General features: G+C 35.2%; 2 protein-coding genes. One reads left to right on the top strand and one right to left on the bottom strand.

Annotated elements, in window-relative coordinates; translation table 11 throughout:
- The coding region (locus tag ABX784_RS16120; RefSeq protein ID WP_372656089.1) for an ABC-F family ATP-binding cassette domain-containing protein at positions 1–1,611 on the bottom strand (1,611 nt) is incomplete at its 3' end.
- A 17-nt stretch (positions 1,612–1,628) separates the two neighbouring features.
- Here ABX784_RS16120 and typA point away from each other — a divergent pair.
- The gene (typA, locus tag ABX784_RS16115; RefSeq protein ID WP_372656088.1) at positions 1,629–3,458 is read left to right on the top strand and encodes a translational GTPase TypA; all 1,830 of its coding nucleotides are present in this window, start codon (positions 1,629–1,631) and stop codon (positions 3,456–3,458) included.
- The last annotated feature ends 302 nt before the right edge of the window (positions 3,459–3,760 follow it).

The following is a 3,760-nucleotide window of genomic DNA, read 5'->3' as shown; positions in this document are numbered from 1 at the left end:
GTACTTATCCTTTTTAACTGTATCAACGCGAGCTTCACTCTCATCTTCCCATCCAACCTTCTCAAGAAACTCGTCATAACTTCCTTCAAAAATCTCTGCACCACCATCTCTAAAAACAACTAACCTATTGGCCAGCCTTCTAAGAAACATTTCATTGTGGGTTACAAGAACAATTGCGCCAGGGAATTGTTCTAACTTCTCACATAGAGTTTCCACCGATTCCATATCCAGGTGATTAGTAGGTTCATCTAAGTAAAGTATATTAGACTTATGGGCGAGTATTTTAGCTAGCATAACTCTAGATTTCTCTCCACCAGATAGAACACTGATTTTCTTATCTGCAAGTTCTCCTTCAAACATCATACTGCCACAAATAGATCTCACTTCGCTGAATGATAAATCTGAATTAGATGTAGCGACTTCATTTGCAATTGTTATATTCTCAGAGAGTCTATTGATATTCGTTTGCCCAAAGTGCCCTACCTGAATTGAAGGATGACTTTTAATCTCTCCAGAGTTTTGCTTTAACTCTCCAGTTAAAACATTTAAAAGCGTAGACTTACCCTTTCCATTTTTTCCGATAATACCAATGCAATCATCTCTTTTAATATCAAGTTTTAAATTCTTAAAAAGCAATTCATCATTGTTTCCAGAATAAGAGAATGAAAGATCTTTAGCGGTTGTAATCACTTTTCCTGGGCACTCAGTATATCTAAAAGAAAAACCTAAATTTCCTTCCTTAGATAACTCATCCATAGATCCCATCTTTTCGAGTTGCTTAAGTCTAGACTGAGCTTGTGTGGCCTTAGACGCTTTCGCTCTAAATCTATCAACAAAAGACATCAGTTCTTTCTTTTTCTTCTCCTGATTAGCTCTTGTCATCTCATAGATTTGTTCATCTTCTAAAAGACGCTCATAGAACTTTATCGTATCACCTTTTATTTTCTTCAGTCCTCCACGACTAATTCCCATCGTGTGAGTAACTACATCATCCATAAAGTCTCTATCATGGGTAATGAGAACTACTTCTCCTTCATAGTTTTTTAAAAAGTTCTTTAACCATCTCAGAGAAATAATATCTAAGTAGTTAGTAGGCTCATCTAAAAGTAGAAGGTTTGGTGCCTCTAAAAGGCATTTTGCGAGATTTATTCTAATTTGATATCCACCAGAAAAACTCAATGGGTCTGAATTCATGTCTTCTTCACTAAAACCTAGTCCTGAGAGAATTTTTTCGGCCTTATAATGGTCAAATTTCTCTTCTTCACTGAGTGACTGAATACACTCTTCTAGGACTGTGGGTTTATGAAACTCTAAATGCTGCTTCAAGTATCCAATTTTATAAGCTTTAGGGATATTGATTGTACCGCTATCGTGAGCTAACTCACCCGTAATAATTCTAAAAAGAGTAGATTTACCGCTTCCATTTCTTCCAACTAGACCTATTCTTTCTTTAGGTCCCAGAGTAAATGAAATGTCTTGATAGAGGTTTTGGCCACCAAAGGCCTTAGAAATGTTATTCAATTGAATCATAGCGCAATCTTTTAAGTTACAAAGCCCATCATTTCTATTAGTATGGGTGAAAAATATTAATATTTTAACAACAAGCATCATAGCCTATAGGAAATTGTATGTCTAATTTGAAAAACATTGCCGTCGTCGCTCACGTTGACCATGGAAAAACTACGTTAGTAGATGAGCTATTAAAACAATCTGGAACTTTTGGTGAAAGAGAACAAGTTTCTGAAAGAGTAATGGACTCAGGTGATATCGAAAAAGAAAGAGGTATTACAATTACAGCTAAAAACTGTGCCTTCGATTACAAAGGTTTCAGAATTAATCTTTTAGATACTCCAGGCCATGCTGACTTTGGTGGAGAAGTTGAAAGATCACTTATGATGGTTGATGGTGTTCTACTTCTAGTAGATGCGGCCGAAGGTCCACTACCACAAACAAGATTCGTTCTTCAAAAAGCATTAGCAAGAGGAATTAAAATTGGTGTAATCATTAACAAGATTGATAGACCAGACCAAAGAATCGAAGAAGTAAAATCTGAAATTGAAGATTTATTCTTAGAAATTGCTGATCAGCTTAACCTAGAAGATTACGATTTAGATATTCCTATAATTTATTCTTCTGCAAAAGAAGGTTGGGCAACTTTAGATCCAGCAGAGAAAAGAAGTGATATGAATCCTATTTTAGATTTCATCGTTTCTGACTTTTATCCTGAGCCTCAAATTGAACAAGGTGAAGATCTACAATTACTAGTTACAAACCTTTCATACTCAGAGTACCTTGGGCCACTTTTTGTTGGTAGAATTAGTAGAGGGACTATTAAGAAAAATGCAAACTTTGTTCGTTGTGATATTGACGGTAAAAATAAGTCTTTCAAAGTTTCTTCAATTCAAATATATGACAAAATTGGATTCAAAGAAGTAGAAACAGCAAGTGCTGGAGAAATTGTAATTGTTGCAGGTTCTACAGAATCTGAAATTGGAGACACTATTGTTTCACCAACAGATATTACTCCACTTCCAAGAATTACAGTTGAGCCACCGACAGTATCTGTAAACGTTTCAGTTAATACTTCTCCAGGAGCTGGTAAAGAAGGTGATTACTTAACTTCAAGAAAACTAGAAGAACTTCTTCAAGAAGCTTGTAGATTAAATGTTGCACTTAAGTATGAGCACACAGATGATCCAAAAGTATTAAAGCTTAAAGGTCGTGGAGAGCTTCAACTTGCAATCGTTTTTGAAGAAATTCGTCGTAAAGGTTTCGAGCTAATGATCGCTAGACCAGAAGTTCTTTTCATCACTGATGAAAACGGTGCAAAGACTGAACCATACGAAAACGTAGTTCTTGATGTTCCAAGTGATTGTGTTGGAGCAATTACTGAAAAGCTTTCAGTAAGAAAAGGTCTTCTTGGTAATATGATGCCAGTTGGAGAAAACAGAACAAGAGTTGAATTTAAGATTCCTTCACGTGGACTAATTGGATATAGATCAACATTCCTTACAGATACTAGAGGGGAAGGACTTATTAGTTCTGAGTACCTAGGTTATGGGGAATACACTGGAGTAATGCTTGCTCGTCAAAACGGTGCAATTATTTCAGATAGAGCTGGAAAGATTACTCCTTACGCACTTTTCAACCTTCTTAACAACGGTAAGATGTTTGTTGAGCCAGGAGACATTTGCTACGAAGGTATGGTTATCGGTGAACATACAAGAGTAAATGATACTAACGTAAACTGTGTTAGAGAGAAGCACCTTTCAAGTATGAGAACTGCAGGTAAAGACGTAAATATCGTTCTTCCTCCAATTCCTAACAAAACACTAGAATGGGCAATGGACTGGATTGACGAAGATGAGTGGGTAGAAATTACTCCAATTAATATTAGAGTTAGAAAGAAAGAGCTTGATACTACAAAACGTAAAGTTGTTCGTGGTGAAAGAAAATAATTTTTAATCTAAATTTATTTCTATAATAAAGGGCCACTACTATAGTGGCCTTTTTATTTCAAAAAACACTCTACCTTCTAAATTTAAATTTTAAATAGTGATTCTACGTTTATATAAAAGAGAAACTTAGGTATTGCTTTCCGCCTATTTTAAAAATGCTAAAATTAATTTTAGTGATAAAATATATTTAAATTTCATTAGGAGATAACATGAAAAACTTCATAGCAGCTTTCATCTTTTTAATAAGTGCTACTACCCTTTCAGCAACACAAGATGATGTAACTCTTCCAGACACTGTAAAT

This window comes from Halobacteriovorax sp. (assembly GCF_041587335.1).
Lineage (GTDB): Bacteria > Bdellovibrionota > Bacteriovoracia > Bacteriovoracales > Bacteriovoracaceae > Halobacteriovorax.
This window is presented reverse-complemented; position numbering and strand designations above follow the sequence as displayed.